The sequence below is a fragment of the Nocardiopsis sp. NPDC058789 genome (genome assembly GCF_042745575.1).
GTDB classification, from domain to species: Bacteria; Actinomycetota; Actinomycetes; order Streptosporangiales; family Streptosporangiaceae; genus Nocardiopsis; species Nocardiopsis eucommiae.
Genome location: NZ_JBHYOW010000001.1, coordinates 415805 through 431258, shown reverse-complemented (window position 1 = coordinate 431258; position 15454 = coordinate 415805). Strand labels below are relative to the sequence as shown.

Here is a 15454-nt window from a genome sequence, read left to right as displayed (position 1 = left end):
CGGAGGATGTCACCCAAGAGAGGGCAAAGTCTGACCAACTACGGTGATTCGTAGTTGCGTCTCGTTACCACGTGTGTTCCACCAAACCGGGCGCTATGGGCTTCGCGCACCACGTTACCGGTGATTAACCCCTGGTGTGCTGCTGTGTGGCGGGCGTTTCGTGAACTCCAGGGTTCTTGGCCCCGTCGGGGTGCCCCGGTTCAGAAGATCCACCACTGGCCGAGCAGGATCGCGAGCGACGCCACCGTGAACAGCATGCGCTCCCCTTCAGGAAAGACTCTAGGCTGCTCTACGTGTATGAGCGAATACAATGCGTGGCAAACATGGGTTTGCCGGGGTTTGGTGACGTGTTGGCCGGCGGAGGGTGCTCGAACGCCGGTGGGGTTGGAATCCAGGATCGGCCGCCGTGGTGGCCGATCCTGGCGGGTCAGGCCGCGAGACCGCGCGCGTAGTTGACCTGTTGGTTGACGTGCTGCACGTAGGACCGGTTGCTCACCATGATCTGCGTGGAGTGGTAGTGGCCCGCGCCCTGCACGGTGACCTGGACGTGCCCGGTGGTCCGGTCCTCCTTGACGAGGAGGATCAGCAGGCCGAGGAGGCAGGTCCACCAGAAGATGAGGATGGCGACGATGATCGCCCACACGGGGGTGCTGCGCTCGGTGCGGCTCATGTCGCTGACGGTCCACACCGTCCCCTGGATGGGGAAACGGCCGGACGGGGTGATCACCGTGTTCTGCGTGATCGCGATGTCCCCGATGGTGTCGAGGGTGGGTTCGTGCGGCGTGCCGCCGCCGAAGGGCTGGTATCCGCCCGTCGGTGTGCCGTAGGGCTCCAGTTGGCCGCCGGTGTGCGGATCGGGGGGCGGGCCCCACCCGGGGGTGCCGCCACTGGGCTGCTGCCAGGGCTCACCCTGATGGGGGTCGGGGTACTGGTTCATGGGCCGATTGTGTCAAAGGACGTGGCCGTGTCCGGTGTCCGCCCGGGCGGGCGACGGGTTGTGGCCGGATGTGGCCAGTGTCCACGGTGTGTGTCAGTGGCGGTGCAGGGTGCTCCTACGGGTTTCCGCAGGTGTGGCCTGGGTCACCGCAAACCCGACTCCTCGGGTACCGGGGTCCAGTTTCTGTGGAAAAACGTGAAAGTCTTTCGCACTTTGCGTCCCTCTACGTACCATGCGGCTGATCCATCGCCCGCACCCCCAGGTGGTGACCCCACATGCCCCCGTACCTCCGACCCGCACCGCCCCGACGGCTCCGCATGGGAGCCGCGGGAGCGGCCCTCGCGATCTCCGCCTCGTTGGTCGCCGCGCTTCCCGCCACCCCCGCCCTGGCCGCACCGGAGGACTACTGCGCCCCCGGGGCCTGCCTCGACATCCTGCCGCCGGGCCAGAACGGCAGCGCCACCCTGGTGGAGATCCTCGGCCACCAGGTCTTCGGCACCCGGCCCAAGCACTCGTCGAGCCAGCTCGACATGTACGACAACCTCGTCCACCACTACGACGGGCTCACGGACGAGAGCCTCGACGACTTCTTCATCGACGCCACCTTCGGTGTCGACGAGGGCGACGTCGACCGCCGTTACCAGCCGCGCGACGACGTCACCATCACCCGGGACCGACAGCACGGCATCCCGCACGTCCAGGGCACCACCCGCGAGGGCACCATGTTCGGTGCCGGGTACGCGGCCGGTGAGGACCGTCTCTTCCTCATGGACGTCCTGCGCCGGGTCGGCCGGGGCGAGCTCACCTCCTTCGCCGGCGGTGCCGAGGGCAACCGCGGGCTCGAACAGGACCTGTGGGGCACCGCGCCCTACACCGAGGAGGACAAGCAGGCCCAGATCGACCGGGTCGCGGACAGCGGTGAACGCGGCGCCCAGGCACTGGCCGACGTCGACGCCTATCTCGCGGGCGTCAACGCCTACATCGACGAGGCCGACAGCGGCCGGTACTTCCCCGGCGAGTACGTCCTCACCGGTCACAAGGACGCCATAACCAACGGCGGGGAGATCGAGCCCTTCACCCCCACGGACGTCGTCGGCATCGCCGCGATGGTCGGCGGGATCTTCGGCGGGGGCGGGGGAGGGGAGGTCCAGGCCGCGGTCGTCCTGGCCAACTTCCAGGACCGCTACGGCGCCGAGGAGGGCCTGGAGCTCTGGCACGCCTGGCGCATGGAGAACGACCCCGAGGCCGTGGTCAGCGTCGACGGCGAGTTCCCCTACGCCCAGACCCCGGACGACCCGGTGGGCGAGGTCGTCCCGGACGACGGCTCCGTCGAGCCCTACAGCATCGTCCACGACGAGTACGGGTCCGCCGCCGCCACGGCGCAGAGGGCCGAGGCCGAGCAGAGCGAGGCGCCCGGCGCGGACGCCCCGACCGTGGAGGAGCTCTCCGACGAGCAGCGGGCCGAGCTGGAGCAGATGGTCGAGGACGGCGACCTGTCCGCCGCCGAGGGCATCTTCGAGGACGGCGTCCTGCCGGAGGGCTTCCTCGACCCGCGCGGGATGTCCAACGCCCTGCTGGTCTCCGGACAGCACACCGAGAGCGGCAACCCCGTCGCGGTGATGGGCCCGCAGACCGGCTACTTCTCGCCGCAGCTGCTGATGCTCCAGGAACTCCAGGGGCCCGGTATCAGCGCCCGGGGCGCCTCCTTCGCGGGCGTGAGCTTCTACGTGCAGATGGGCCGCGGCGCCGACTACGCCTGGAGCGCCACCTCGGCGGGCCAGGACATCACCGACACCTTCGCGGTGGAGCTGTGTGAGACGGACGGCTCCGCCCCGTCGACCTCGTCGCGTGCCTACGTGGACTCCTCGGGAGGGTGCTCGGAGTTCGAGGAGCTGAGCGTCAGCAACGACTGGACGCCCACCATCGCGGACGGGACTCCGGCCGGGGGCTACACCCTGACCTCCCTGCGGTCCGAGTTCGGGCTGGTGCGGTCGTTCGCCACGGTCGACGGCGCGCCGGTGGCCTTCACCGAGCTGCGGTCCACCTACATGCGCGAGGTGGACTCCATCCTCGGGTTCCAGCGGTTCAACGACCCCGAGCAGGTCACGTCCGCCGCGACCTTCACCGAGGCGGCGGAGGACATCGGGTACGCGTTCAACTGGCACTACGTGGACGACACGGACATCGCCTTCATCAACTCCGGTGCCAACCCGGTCCGGCTGGCGGGCACCAACCCGACCCTGCCGATCGACGCCTACTCCGGCTCAGGCTGGTCCGGCTGGGACCCGGCCACGAACGAGGCCGAGTACCACCCGCAGTCCGACCACCCGCAGGAGATCAATCCGGACTACATCGTCAACTGGAACAACAAGCCCGCGCAGGGGTACACGTCGGGCTGGTCCACGGGGTCGGTGCACCGCAACGACCTGCTGGACGGCCGGGTGGCCGGGCTGATCGGGGACGGGCACCAGTTCACGCCCGCCTCGCTCACCGCCACGATGATGGAGGCCGGGGTCGCCGACCTGCGCGCCGAACAGGTCCTCCCCCTGCTCCTGGAGGTCATCGACACCGAGGCCGTGGACGATCCGGAACTGGCCGGGACGGTCGAGTCGCTGCGGGCCTGGACCGAGTCCGGCTCCCTGCGGCGCGAACCCCGGCGCGACGCCGGGTACTACGACCACGCGGACGCCATCCGCGTGCTGGACGCCTGGTGGCCGCTGCTGGTCCGGGCGCAGTTCGAGCCCGGTCTGGGCGAGGACCTGTACACGCAGCTGACCCGCGCCGCCCAAACCGACGAGTCACCCTCCGGGGCGATCGGCGGCGGGGAACCCGGCAGCGTCAACCAGAGCCAGGCGCACCGGGGTTCGGCGTTCCAGTACGGCTGGTGGTCCTACGTGCACAAGGACCTGCGCTCGGTCCTGGGCCAGGAGGTGGACGGCACGCTCGGAGACCAGGTCTACTGCGGCGAGGGTGACGTCGACTCCTGCCGCACGGTGCTCCTGGACAGCCTCGCGGCGGCCGCCGCCACCCCGGCGGGCGACGTCTACCCCGGTGACGGCCACTGCTCGGCCGGTGACCAGCTCTGCGCGGACACCGTGATCCACCAGTCGGTGGGCGGCATCGACATGTGGCCGATCGCCTGGCAGAACAGGCCCACCTACCAGCTCGTCTACCAGTTCTCCGGCGGCAGGTGACCGGGGACCGGTCCCGGCGGTGACGGACGCGGCCCGCGACCCCTCGACGACGGGGGAGTCGCGGGCCGCGATCGTGCATCCGTTGGGGGGATCTTGTGGTGTGACGGGTTTGTGTGGGTAGCTTAAGGACTACCCGAAACCACAGCGGGAGGGCCACGGGAACATGCCTGTCTGGCTGATCTGGATCATCCTCGCGGCCGGTCTCGGCGTCGCGGAGTTCCTCACCCTGACCTTCGTGCTGGGACTCCTGGCGGCCGCAGCCCTGGTCGCCGGAGTCCTCGGCGCCATCGGCCTCCCGGTGGTCGTGCAGATCATCGGTTTCGCCGCCGCGTCCGCCGCCGGACTGATCCTGGTCAAACCGATCATGGACCGCCAGCTCAAGCGCGGTCCGGACGTCCGTTCCGGCACGGCCGCGCTGGTGGGCCGCTCCGGCGTCGTCCTCCAGAAGGTGGACGCCGACAGCGGCAGGGTCAAGCTCCAAGGAGAGGAGTGGTCGGCACGCAGCCTGGACGAGGACCTGGTGATCCCGGTGGGGGCGCACGTCGACGTCATGGAGATCGACGGCGCGACCGCCGTCGTCTACCCGCGCGAGGCCCTGCCGGACCCACCCGAACTGCCCGAACGGAACCGTCCCGACCAGGACTGACCGGGACGGGCGCGGCGCACCCGCCGCCGAGCCGCGAGCTCCCCAACCGAACACGGAACCACGACCACAGCCACATCCCCGGACGAGGTGCGGAACATGGAATCTGCGATACCGCTCATCATCCTCGCCGTCCTGCTGGTAGCCGTCGCCTTGTCGGCGATCCGGATCGTCCCGCAGGCGCGCGCCTACAACATCGAGCGCTTCGGGCGCTTCATCCGCACCCTCGACCCGGGACTGAACTTCATCATCCCGGGGGTGGACCGGGTGAACACCAAGTTCGACCTGCGTGAACAGGTCTTCACCTCGCGCCCCCAGCCGGTCATCACCGAGGACAACCTCGTCGTCAACATCGACACCGTCCTCTACTACCAGGTGACCCAGCCCAAGGCCGCCGCCTACGAGGTGGCCAACTACATACAGGCCATAGACCAGCTCACCGTCACCACGCTGCGCAACGTCATCGGTTCCATGGACCTGGAGAAGACGCTCACCTCGCGCGAGGAGATCAACACCCGGCTGCGCGGGGTCCTGGACGAGACCACCGGCAAGTGGGGTATCCGGATCAACCGGGTCGAGATCAAGGCGATCGACCCGCCGCCCACCATCAAGGAGGCGATGGAGAAGCAGATGCGGGCCGACCGCGACAAGCGCGCGGCCATCCTGCACGCCGAGGGTGAGCGGCAGGCCCGCATCCTCAAGGCGGAGGGCGCGCGCCAGCAGGCCATCCTGGAGGCCCAGGGTGACCAGCAGGCGGCCATCCTGCGGGCCGACGGTGAGGCCAAGGCGATCGAACGCGTCTTCCAGGCCGTGCACACCAACAACGCCGACGCCAAGGTGCTCGCCTACAAGTACCTGGAGACTCTGCCGAGCCTGGCCGAGGGCGAGGGCAACACCTTCTGGGTGATCCCGGGTGAGCTGACCGAGGCGGTGAAGAACGTGAGCCACGCCTTCGCCGGGGACGCCGCCATGTCCGCGCCCTCCACCACCAAGGAACAGGCCCAGGAAGGCGAGTCGGATGGTCCCGCGCAGATCACCGGCCCGGATCCGGCCCAGGCCTCCGCCTCCGCGCAGGCGGCGCAGGAGGCCGCCGAGGCCGCCGAGCAGGCCGTCGCCGACGCCCGCGACGACGTGCGCAAGGCGGGTGCGCGGTTGGGAACGCCTCCGGACCCGCGCGAGCAGGAGTGAGGGGTGGAACGGCGACGGCGGGCCTCCGTGAGGGGCCCGCCGTCGTGTGGTGAGGGGTCGTGTGACCGCCAGGCGGGGCTCAGCGGCCCCGAGGAGCAGCCCCAGGGGCCGTTCCGTACCCGTCGGGCGGGGCTCAGACCAGCAGCAGCTTGCCGCTGGTGCCCCGCGAGGCGAGCGCGGACTGCGCCGCCCCCGCCTCGTCCAGGGTGTACCGGCCACCGATCCGCACGTCCAGGCCGCCCTTCTCCATCAGGGAGAACAGGTCACCCGCGCGTCCCAGAAGCTCCTGGCGGTCGGCCACGAAGTAGGCGAGCGAAGGCCGGGTCAGGTACACCGAGCCCGCGCTGTTGAGCCGCTGCGGGTCCACGGGTTCCACCGCGCCGCTGGACTGCCCGAACAGGGCCAGGACACCGCGCGGGCGCAGGGACTCCAGGCTGGCGTCGAAGGTGTCGCGGCCGACCCCGTCGTACACCGCCGCCACGCCCTCGCCGCCGGTGAGCTCGCGGACGGCCGGGGCCACCGGGGTCCGGGTGTACCGGATGATCTCGTCGGCACCCGCCTCCCGGGCGATCCGCTCCTTCTCGTCGGTGGACACGGTGCCGATCACCCGGGCGCCGCGCGCCTTGGCCAGCTGGGTGACGAGCAGCCCGGTGCCGCCCGCGGCGGCGTGCACCAGCACGGTCTCGCCCTCGGCCACGGGGTGGACCGCGTGGGTGAGGTAGTGGGCGGTCATGCCCTGGAGCATGAGCGCGGCGGCCTGTTCGGTGCTGACGGCGTCGGGGACCGGAACGAGCAGGGACGCCCTGACCACGGCCTGGTCGGCGTACCCGCCCGGCGCCATCGCCCAGGCGACCCTCTGGCCGACCCGGAGGTCGGTGACGCCCTCTCCCAGGGCGGAGACCGTCCCGGCGGCCTCCATCCCGGGGACGTAGGGGAGCGGAACCCGGTAGGCGCCCGAGCGCTGGTAGACGTCGATGAAGTTGACGCCTCGCGCCTCGACGTCCACGAGCGCCTCACCGGGGCCCGGAGTGGGGCTCTCGGCCTCGGTCAGTCGCAGGACCTCGGGTCCGCCGTACTCCTCGATCACGATCGCGCGCATGGTTCTCCTCCGGGGCGGGACACCGCCGGGCCGGTGCGGGGCCGTCACGGCGCCCGCGTCGGAGGCCCGGCTCAGTCGACGTTGATCCTGTGGAGAGCGTAGTCCGTGTAGAGCGCGGCGAGCGGCTCGGTGCCCGCACCGGGGCGCATGACGACACCGACCCGGCGCCGCTCCTCGTCGTCGAGGTCGCCGTCGTCCGGCAGCGGCTGCTGGTCCGTGCTGGAGAGCACGAGCTCGTCGTTGACCCACATGCGCAGGTCCATGTACGGGTCCTCGCCCTCCTCGGCCACGTACTCACAGGCGAACTTGAGGTTGTTGGTGACGAGGTCCTCGACCCGGACGTCGTAGGGCAGGCCCTCGACCGCGGACTCCTCGTCGTGGAGGTCGAAGGGCTCGAACCCGGCCACCTCGGTGGTCTCGGCGATCGCGGTGTCCCCGCTCTCCTCGGTCACCCGGCGGATCTGCGCCTGGGCGCCGTCGAAGCGCAGGAGGGCCTCGTACATGGTGCGTTCCTCCTCGCCGTCCTGGTCCCAGCAGCGCACGCCCAGGCTGGACTCGGCGGGGCCCTGGATCGGTACCACGTTGGTGCTGATGAGGACGCGGTCCGGCGTCTCCCTGTCGAAGGGCACGATCGTGCCCCGTGAGGGGTAGAGCGTGGGGTCGAGCTGGAACACCACGGCGTTCTGCTCGGCCCAGTAGCCGTCCGAGTAGTCCGGGTCCCCGGGGTCGAAGGTCCGGGTGTCCGACCACCCCGGGTCGGTGGCGAAGTCCGTGACGTAGATGCTGGTGGTGTCCACCGGCGGTTCGTCCGATCGGGAGAGCAGGACGGTCGCGCCCACCCCCGCGACGAGGACCACCGCGAGGACGGCGCCGCCGATGAGCAGCACCTTCCTGCGGCCCGGGTTCCCGCCGTGGGGCGGGGCCGGGGGCTGCTCGGGGCCGCGGGGGCCGGTCGGACCGTTGGGGGGCGGGTACCCGGCGTGCCCGGTGTGGGCGGGGATCCCGTGGGAGGGGGAGTTCCCCGACCCGGGCTGCTGGTACTGGCCCGGGCCGACACGGTTCTGCGGCACGGGGCCGTGCCCGGCGTCGTGGTGCGGCGGCCGGTAGCCGCCGCTGGGTCCCTGGTGTCCGTATCCACCCTGCTGTGGGCCGGACCACGGTGCCTGGGGGTGGGAGGGAACCGGGGGGTACTGCTGCGGGTGCTCACCGGGCGGCACGGGCGGTGGGAACGGGGCCTGGTGGAGCTGGGTCCGCGGGGCCTGCGGCGGCGTGGGTCGCTGGTGCGTGTCCTCGTGCCGTGTTGGCAGGACGGCGCCCGGGTCGGAGGCCGACGGCTGGCCGTCGGGCGGCGTGGAGGCGGCCTCGGCCGGAACCTGTTCCTGGCGCCCCTGTTCCTGGAGGCCCGGTTCGGTGGGCTCCGGAGGCTGGCCCGGCACCGGGGTGCTGCTCGGCGGCGCCCACGACGTGGTGATCGTCCGACGCACCTCCGCCTCCTCCGGATCCTGCTGCCCGGTCAGGTGGGCCAGCAGCTGCTGGGAGGTGGGGCGGTTCTCGGGCTTCTTGTCCAGCGCCGCCGTGACCAGGTCCACCAGGCTGGGGTCGAGCCCGTCCAGCTTGGGTGACGCGGTGGAGATGTTGTGCAGGACCGCCGGGACGGTGCCCGCGTCGAAGGGCGCCCGACCGATGCCCGCGAAGGCGACCAGACAGCCCCACGCGAAGACGTCGGCCGCCGCCGTGGCCTGTTCGCCCAGGATCAGTTCCGGCGCCATGTAGGAGGGGGTGCCCATGAGCTGGCTTGAGCGGGTGACCGCGTCGCTGGCGTCGTCCAGGGCACGGGCGATCCCGAAGTCGATCACCTTCGGGCCGACCGGGGACAGCAGGACGTTGGCGGGCTTGAGGTCCCGGTGCACGATCCCCGAACCGTGGATGGCGGTCAGCGCCGCCGCGACGCCCATCGCCAGCCCGTCCAGGGTCCCGCCGTGCATCGGCTCGCCACCGCGCACCGCCTGGTCCAGGTTGGGGCCCGGCACGTACTCCGAGACGATGAAGAGGGGTTCTCCCTCCAGGCGGGCGTCGATGACCCCGGCCGTGGAGAAGCGGGCGACCCGGCGCGCGGAGGCGACCTCGCGGGCGAAGCGCAGTCGGAAGGACTCGTCGTCGGCCAGGTCGGGGTGGATCAGCTTGACGGCCACGGCACGGTCGGCGGCGTCCCTGGCCAGGTACACGGTGCCCATGCCACCGCGTCCCAGACGGCCGACGATGCGGTAGCCGTCGAGTTCGCGCGGGTCTCCGGCGCGCAGGGGTTTGCCGCTTTCGTGTCCGTTGGACGTCACAGTTGGGGGTCCCTTGTATGGATCGTGTGATTCGCGTCTAACAGCGTACCGATCTCGACACGCCGACGCGTTCCGGTTGTTGACGGCCGTTCCGGGCGCGGAAGCGGGTCGGAACTGGGCCGATGCGAGTCGTGGCGGACGGTTCCGCGACGCCGGTCGGGTTCGGGCGCGGGGGTGCTACGGGAGGTGATGTCGGGAACGCGGAATAGGTTCCACGGAACCCCCGCCTTCGCTAGGATTCGAATACGTGTTCGAACGCCTGGCCGTACTTCCCCACGGACGGGCGCTCCGGCGGCGTGCCTCGTACGCGCGGCCGGACACCAGCCAGGAGGAGTCGGTCGATGCTGGGGGGAACTGTCGTGGGACGGTACTTCGGGGCGAAGGTCACGGTCGTCGAGGACGGGGGCCGACCCACCCGGTTCACCTGGGACGGTCGCGTGTACGGGGTGCGGAGGATCATCGACCACTGGGTCACCCTGCGGCGTGACTGGACTCCCGGCAACGGGTCACAGGTTCCCGAACGCGGACACTGGCGGGTGGAGGCGGGCTCCGCCTACGCGCAGGGCGTGTACGAACTCCGGCACGACGGCACGACCGGCGAGTGGACGCTCAGCCGCGTCTGGGGCTGAGCGCACGACACCGCCTCCCCGCACGTCCTCGGGCGGCTCTCGTGCACCCGGCCGGTTCCCGCGCGTCCTCGGGCGGGTTCCTCGGGTGCCCCCGGGCGGGGAGGCGGCTCCCGCGCGCGGTGAGCGGCGGGAAGGCTCGTCGGGTGCGGCCCCCTCAGAGGATGTCGCTCGGGACCAGTCCGTACGAGGCCAGGTCCGAGCGGCCCTCGTGCAGGGGCATCGCGTTCCGGTCGGTGCCCTCCCGCTGGAACCCGGCGGCCTCGGCCACCCGGCACGAGCCGGTGTTTCCGGTGGCGGCCTTGAGTTCCACGCGCTGGAACCCCTGGCCGAGGGCCCATCGGGACACCGCCACGACGGCCTCGGTGGCCAGTCCGCGACCCCGGCCCCACGGCGAGATCCAGTAGCCGATCTCGGTGACCATCGCCGCCCACTGCGTACGCAGCAGCGCCACCGACCCCGTGAACCGACCGGACTCCCGGTCGACCACGGCCCAGTGCTGGCCGTCGCCTCCGGTGCGGATGGCCGGGGCGAGGCGCAGACAGAAGTGCTCGGCCGACTCCCGCGTGTAGGGCAGCCCGGGCGCGGGCAGCGGGATCCACCGCTGGAGCTCGGGGTCCACGCACGAGGCGTGGACGTCGTCGATGTCCCGTTCGAGCAGGGACCGCAGGCGCAGGCGCTCGGTCTCCAGGATCACCGCGGGCATGATCGGAGCGCTCTGGACGGTGGCCATGCGAGTGTTCCCCCTGTTGCGTACGGACGGCCGTTCCGGGCATCGCTCAAGATACGCCTCCCGGGGGTGCGGGGTACGGCGGTGCACCGTCCCCCGCACCCGACCGGCCCGGTGGCGGAACGCCGGAACGTCCCGCCACCGCGGGGGTTCAGAGCAGGCCGCGCGCGACCCGCTGGCGGATGACCGTGTCGAACACCTCGGAGAAGGCGTTGCCCGGGCACTCGGTCTGGAGCCAGTCCCGGTGCCGTGCCACCGCCTCCTGTTCGGTCGCCGCACCGGTGTCCGGGTGGACGTACTCGATCCTCTCGGACGGGTCCACGCCGGTGAGCGCGCACAGGATCCGCAGGACGTCGACGAGGGAGTCCTGGGCCGCCTGGGTCGGCAGCTCGTCGGTGAAGTCACCGAGCAGGCACACGCCGATGTTGCCGTGGTTGAACCCGAACGCGTGGCCGGCCGTCACGGACTCGGCCAGGCCGGGCAGGGGAACCCCTCGGAAGATCGGGAGACCGCCGCCCGAGTGGCGCCCCTCGTAGACCACGCCCCGGGGGTCCACCAGCAGGTGGTAACCGACGTCGCCCCACCCCTGTTGGACGGCGTGCAGGTGGTACACGGCCCGCATGTCCGCCGCGTGGTCGTCGGTGGTCGCCATCGCCGTGTGGTGCACGGTCAGCGCCTGCACGCGGTGGAACTGGGCGGGCCAGAGGTCCTCGCCCTCGTCGCCGAAGCGCAGCGACTCGTCGGCGCCCCACCCCGCCCGGGTGCGCACCCGCAGGGTGGATCCGCCGGTGAGGGTGGTGACCCCGTCGTCCTCGGCGGACAGGGACACCCGCTCCTGTCCGCCGAACCGCAGCTCCTCACCGTCGTGCAGGTTCACGGCGGTGAGGTCGGCGCCGTCCGCGCCGCGCACCTCGTAGCCGGTCGCGCCCTGGGGCGCCCGCGCCATGGCGGAGGCCGTGGGCGCCAGGTGTTCGGGTCCGGCCGTGTGGAAGTGCAGTTCCCGCCAGTCGCTCAGGTCTCCCTCGGCGGTCTCGAAGCGCACGGCGGCCCCCTCGGAGACGGCCGTGGGCGCCTGGGTGACGGAGACGAGGTCGAAGCGGCGCTCGGGGCGTACGAGGGTGCCGGTGGAGCGGGCCTCCTCGGCGAGGACCCTGGGCGCGGTCAGGGTCGTGGAGGTCTCCGTGGTGGTCCGTGCGGAGGCGCTGGCGGAGGCGAGCAGTGCGGGGGCGAGCGCGGACAGGCCGGTGACCGTGGTGGCACCGGCGAGGAAGTGACGCCGTCGCATGGAGGGTTCGTTCCGTTCTTGTGGGGGCTGATGCCGGGTTCAGGGGCTTTCGGGTACGGAAAAGCGTGCCACAGGGGAGTGACGCCCGGCGCCCGCCGCGCGGGCGTTGACGATCCCGTCATGGGTCGCGGCGCCGGGTCAGGTCCTGGCCGTAACCGTGGGTCTGCCCGAACCGAAAGCCCTTACCTGGACCGATGCCCGGCCCCGGAGGCCAGAAAATATACGGAGGGTGTTCGAGTCGTTGCTCAGTGCGGTGGCGGGGTGGAAGGTCGGTACTCGGTTCCAAGTTTTGCCTGGTGGGGGCGGTGTGGCGCGTCCCGCCAGGGAGGGCTCAGCCCGTCCGTGCCCCGCCCCGGACGGGCGGCGACCGCCCGTGGACGGGGTGCGAACCCCTCCGGTCGCGGACCGTGACTCCCGTACACAGCCCGCACCGGGGCGGACTCTGGCACAGTTGATGGTGACTTGAGGACCCCGGCATTTCTGCCGGGGCGAGCCGCGCCGGGTCGGGGGGACCCGTGCGAGCGGCATGACCGCCGCGGACTACGCTGGGCCGGATCGTCACGGACCAGGTGGAACCGGGCAGCTCACTGACCTCTTCTTCTCTTCTCTTCTTCGGGGAGTGACCATGACCAACGACGACCGCGAGGACCTCCGTCGCGGTGAGCAGGAGGGCTCGTGGCACAGGGGCACCGGCCCCCTGCCCGGCCTCGGCGGCCTCCTGGACGGACTGCCCGAGAGCGGCAAGGGCGCCCAGGCGCGCGCTCCCGGCCCGGTCGCACCGCAGCAGAACCCGTTCCGGAACTCGTTCCCGGGGGCCGAGCCTCCGCCGCACGCGCCCGGCCACCCTTCCGCCGTCGAGCCCACGCCCCCGGCTCCGGCGCCCACGGCCTTCACCACACGCCCGCAGCAGGCCAGGCACCAGGCCCACCCCGAACCCCGGCCCCCGACCGGAGCGGCACAGGCCGAACCACGTCAGACACGGACCGCCGAGCAGCACGAGCCTCCCGTCGCCCCTGAGCGCGACCCCCGGTTCAACGTCATCCCCTTCCGCTCGGGCAGCCGCCACTCCGGCCCCGCGCAACCCGAACCCCCCACCCCGGCCGAAGCCCCCCAGCCCGACCCCGCGCCCCCCGAGGCCGCCGGGACCGGGACCGAGCGGCCCGAGCCCATCACGAACCCCGGCCCCGTGGAAGAGAACCGCGCGGCCGCCGAACCGAAGCAGAGCGACACCGTGCACGCACACGAAGCAGCGGCACCCCTGGAGGTACCGCAGCACTCGGGTCCGCACCAGCGGCCCGAACCGGAGGAAACCCGGACGGCGGCGGCCCCGGCCCTGGTCCCCGCCATCCAGGCCGCTCGTGAGGCGCTGAACGCCGAGACACGGGGAGCCGAGCGGACTCCCGAAGCGGCGGACACTCCCCCCGACCCATGGGGAGGAGGATCCGGCCACGCCTTCGACGACGCAGAACGCGCCGCCGTCTACCGCGCCATCCGTGAGCGGCGCGACGTCCGGGCGGGCTTCCTGCCCGAGCCGGTCCCCGCCGACGTCCTCACCCGCGTCCTGGAGGCCGCGCACCAGGCCCCGAGCGTCGGACACACGCAGCCGTGGGATTTCCTGGTCATCGACGACCCCCAGATCCGGGGGCAGGTGCGCGAGCTCGCCCGGGTCCAGCGCGAGGCCCAGGGCCACACCCGGCCCGGCACCCGCGCGCAGGCCTTCTCCGGGCTCAAGGTCGAGGCGGTGCTGGAGAGCCCGATCAACGTCGCCGTCACCGTCGACCCCAGCCGAGGCCCGCACAGCCCCGGACGGCACTCCAAACCCGCCTCCTACTCCGCGGCCCTCGCCGTGGAGAACCTGTGGCTCGCGGCCCGCGCGGAGGGGCTCGGCGTCGGCTGGGTCGCCTTCACCGACGAACGCGACGTCGCCAGTGTCCTCGAACTCCCCTCCCACCTCGAACTCGTCGCGTACCTGTGCGTCGGCTACGTCGAGGACTTCCCCACCGAACCCGAACTCGGCCTCGCCGGCTGGGCCAGGGGACGCCCCCTGTCCTGGGCCGTGCACCGCGACCGCTACGGGCGCCGAGGTCTGCCCGGCCAGGAGCCGACCACCCTGCTGGAGGAGACCATCACCGCCATCGGAGCGCTCAACGCCCGAGCCGTGGAGGAGGCCCGGGACCGGCAGGACCGGATGACCAAGCCCCAGGGCTCCCTCGGCGTGCTGGAGGACGTCTCGGTACGGCTCGCCGGGCTGGTCGGGGAGTGCCCGCCGCCGGTTCCCGAGCCCGCCGCGGTGGCGGTGTTCGCCGGTGACCACGGCGTGTACGCCCAGGGGGTGACCGCCTGGCCGCAGGAGGTCACCGCGCAGATGGTGCGCAACTTCCTCGACGGCGGTGCCGTGGTCAACGCCTTCGCCAAGCAGGTGGGCGCCGAGGTGACCGTCGTCGACGTCGGTGTGGTCGGTGACCTGCCCCGCGGCACGGGCCTGCTCCCGCGCAAGGTCGCGCGGGGCACCGCCGACTTCACCCAGGGTCCGGCGATGACCCGGGACCAGGCACTCCAGGCGCTGGAGGGCGGCATCGAGATCGCCCGGGACCTGGTCTCGGCGGGCAACCGCTGCCTGGTCACCGGGGACATGGGGATCGGGAACACGACCCCGGCCGCCGCCCTGATCTGCGCGTTCACCGGCGCCGACCCCGCCGTGGCGACCGGCCGGGGCACCGGCGTGGACGATCCCACCTACGAACGCAAGGTGGAGGCGGTCCGTCAGGCGCTCAAGGCCAACCCGGTGGACGAGGCGGACCCGATCGGGACCCTCGCCGCGCTCGGCGGCCTGGAGCACGCCGCACTGGCCGGGTTCGTCCTGGGCGGGGCGGCGCTGCGGGTGCCGGTCCTCCTGGACGGCGTGATCGCCGGTTCGGCCGCGCTCGCCGCCGCCGCGATCTCACCGGACTCCCGGAGCGCCTGCTTCGCCGGTCACCGGTCGACCGAGCCGGGCCACGCCATCGCCCTGGAGCACCTGGGCCTGACGCCGCTGGTGGACCTGGAGATGCGGCTCGGCGAGGGCTCCGGTGCGCTGCTCGCCCTGCCGCTGCTCCAGGGTGCGGTGCGCGCGCTGCGCGACGTCGCCACCTTCGACAACGCCGGTGTGACCACCGGCCGGTGAGTCGCGGTCCGGGCCGGGGCGCCCGGTGAGACGACGGGACCCCGCCACCGACGAGGGTGGCGGGGTCCCGCGCCGTCCGGGCGCCGCGACGGGCACACGCCGAGCCCACACCCCGGGCGGGTCACCTCGGCCCACACTCCGGTCGGGCCGATGCGGCGCGTGTCACTCCGGACCGCCGTCACCCTTTACCTCCATGTGATGCCGCGTTGACAAGCTACTTTGGAGCCATCACCGAACATCGCTGGCGGCGCGCCGG

General features: G+C 72.1%; 10 protein-coding genes. 5 read left to right on the top strand and 5 right to left on the bottom strand.

From position 1 onward, the window contains the following. Positions 1 to 427 precede the first annotated feature (427 nt). Positions 428 to 937 (bottom strand): hypothetical protein, encoded by a 510-nt coding sequence (locus tag ACFW3L_RS01865; protein ID WP_378735237.1) that lies wholly within the window; start codon positions 935 to 937, stop codon positions 428 to 430. A 317-nt stretch (positions 938 to 1254) separates the two neighbouring features. On the opposite strand from ACFW3L_RS01865, the gene ACFW3L_RS01860 reads away from it, so the two are divergent. From ACFW3L_RS01860 to ACFW3L_RS01850, 3 genes are all read left to right on the top strand, one after another. Next, positions 1255 to 4131 carry a penicillin acylase family protein gene (locus ACFW3L_RS01860; protein WP_378735394.1) on the top strand — a complete coding sequence of 959 codons (2877 nt, stop codon included), beginning with the start codon at positions 1255 to 1257 and terminating at the stop codon, positions 4129 to 4131. 163 nt (positions 4132 to 4294) lie between these two features. Next, positions 4295 to 4777 (top strand): NfeD family protein, encoded by a 483-nt coding sequence (locus ACFW3L_RS01855; protein ID WP_378735235.1) that lies wholly within the window; start codon positions 4295 to 4297, stop codon positions 4775 to 4777. 96 nt (positions 4778 to 4873) lie between these two features. Next, positions 4874 to 5962 carry an SPFH domain-containing protein gene (locus ACFW3L_RS01850; RefSeq protein ID WP_378735233.1) on the top strand — a complete coding sequence of 363 codons (1089 nt, stop codon included), beginning with the start codon at positions 4874 to 4876 and terminating at the stop codon, positions 5960 to 5962. 133 nt (positions 5963 to 6095) lie between these two features. Here the strand turns inward: ACFW3L_RS01850 and ACFW3L_RS01845 are convergent, their stop codons facing one another. Together ACFW3L_RS01845 and ACFW3L_RS01840 are read right to left on the bottom strand one after the other, a co-directional pair. Then, positions 6096 to 7061 carry a quinone oxidoreductase family protein gene (locus tag ACFW3L_RS01845; protein WP_378735231.1) on the bottom strand — a complete coding sequence of 322 codons (966 nt, stop codon included), beginning with the start codon at positions 7059 to 7061 and terminating at the stop codon, positions 6096 to 6098. 71 nt (positions 7062 to 7132) lie between these two features. Continuing rightward, positions 7133 to 9394, bottom strand: coding sequence for a protein kinase (locus tag ACFW3L_RS01840; protein ID WP_378735229.1), 2262 nt, complete (start codon positions 9392 to 9394; stop codon positions 7133 to 7135). Between the two features lie 341 nt (positions 9395 to 9735). Between ACFW3L_RS01840 and ACFW3L_RS01835 the strand changes: the two genes are divergently transcribed. Beyond that, positions 9736 to 10023, top strand: a complete 288-nt coding sequence (locus ACFW3L_RS01835) for a DUF6504 family protein (RefSeq protein ID WP_378735227.1) — start codon at positions 9736 to 9738, stop codon at positions 10021 to 10023. Between the two features lie 154 nt (positions 10024 to 10177). Here the strand turns inward: ACFW3L_RS01835 and ACFW3L_RS01830 are convergent, their stop codons facing one another. Both ACFW3L_RS01830 and ACFW3L_RS01825 read right to left on the bottom strand, forming a co-directional pair. After that, complete coding sequence (locus ACFW3L_RS01830; RefSeq protein WP_378735225.1) at positions 10178 to 10753, bottom strand: GNAT family N-acetyltransferase; 576 nt, start codon at positions 10751 to 10753, stop codon at positions 10178 to 10180. Between the two features lie 148 nt (positions 10754 to 10901). Next, on the bottom strand, positions 10902 to 12035 hold the full coding sequence (locus ACFW3L_RS01825; RefSeq protein WP_378735223.1) for a peptidoglycan recognition family protein: 1134 nt from the start codon (positions 12033 to 12035) through the stop codon (positions 10902 to 10904). A 625-nt stretch (positions 12036 to 12660) separates the two neighbouring features. Here ACFW3L_RS01825 and cobT point away from each other — a divergent pair. After that, a complete protein-coding gene (gene cobT, locus ACFW3L_RS01820) occupies positions 12661 to 15198 on the top strand; it encodes a nicotinate-nucleotide--dimethylbenzimidazole phosphoribosyltransferase (protein WP_378735221.1) in 2538 nt (845 codons plus the stop codon). The last annotated feature ends 256 nt before the right edge of the window (positions 15199 to 15454 follow it).

Bases quoted from the DNA above. Each gene is read 5' to 3' on its own strand.
- ACFW3L_RS01830 (WP_378735225.1), bottom strand. From the start codon at position 10,753: ATGGCCACCGTCCAGAGCGCTCCGATCATGCCCGCGGTGATCCTGGAG.
- ACFW3L_RS01865 (WP_378735237.1), bottom strand. From the start codon at position 937: ATGAACCAGTACCCCGACCCCCATCAGGGTGAGCCCTGGCAGCAGCCC.
- ACFW3L_RS01850 (WP_378735233.1), top strand. From the start codon at position 4,874: ATGGAATCTGCGATACCGCTCATCATCCTCGCCGTCCTGCTGGTAGCC.
- ACFW3L_RS01835 (WP_378735227.1), top strand. From the start codon at position 9,736: ATGCTGGGGGGAACTGTCGTGGGACGGTACTTCGGGGCGAAGGTCACG.
- ACFW3L_RS01845 (WP_378735231.1), bottom strand. From the start codon at position 7,061: ATGCGCGCGATCGTGATCGAGGAGTACGGCGGACCCGAGGTCCTGCGA.
- cobT (WP_378735221.1), top strand. From the start codon at position 12,661: ATGACCAACGACGACCGCGAGGACCTCCGTCGCGGTGAGCAGGAGGGC.
- ACFW3L_RS01855 (WP_378735235.1), top strand. From the start codon at position 4,295: ATGCCTGTCTGGCTGATCTGGATCATCCTCGCGGCCGGTCTCGGCGTC.
- ACFW3L_RS01825 (WP_378735223.1), bottom strand. From the start codon at position 12,035: ATGCGACGGCGTCACTTCCTCGCCGGTGCCACCACGGTCACCGGCCTG.
- ACFW3L_RS01860 (WP_378735394.1), top strand. From the start codon at position 1,255: ATGGGAGCCGCGGGAGCGGCCCTCGCGATCTCCGCCTCGTTGGTCGCC.